Origin of the sequence: Mycobacterium sp. UM_11, assembly GCF_001414075.1 — a bacterium.
Taxonomy (GTDB): Bacteria; Actinomycetota; Actinomycetes; order Mycobacteriales; family Mycobacteriaceae; genus Mycobacterium.
In genome coordinates this window covers 1-380 of record NZ_LATC01000251.1, presented here as the reverse complement: position 1 = coordinate 380, position 380 = coordinate 1, and the positions used below count along the sequence as shown (strand labels likewise).

General features: G+C 72.6%; 1 protein-coding gene. It reads left to right on the top strand.

Going from position 1 to position 380, the window contains the following annotated elements:
* Positions 1-380: AMP-binding protein (locus tag WU80_RS24880; RefSeq protein WP_156349789.1), on the top strand; the 380-nt coding region annotated here is incomplete at both ends.

Genomic DNA, 380 nt, shown 5'->3' with positions numbered 1-380 from the left:
GTGGGCCGGTCCGGGCTGACGGCGTCGCGGTTCGTGGCGTGCCCGTTCGGCGGGTTCGGGGCGCGCATGTATCGCACCGGGGACCTGGTCCGGTGGGGCGCCGACGGGCAGCTGCGCTATCTCGGGCGCGCCGACGACCAGGTCAAGGTCCGCGGGTATCGCATCGAGCTCGGCGAAATCCATGCGGCGCTGACGGGTTTGGCGGGCGTCGAGCAGGCGGCGATGATCGTCCGCGAGGAGCGGCTGGTGGCGTACGTGACGGGGACGGCCGATCCGGCCGGCGTTCGCGCCGCGCTGGCCGAGCGGTTGCCGGCCTACATGGTGCCCGCCGCGGTGGTCGTCGTGGACGCGATTCCGTTGACGGTCAACGGCAAACTCGA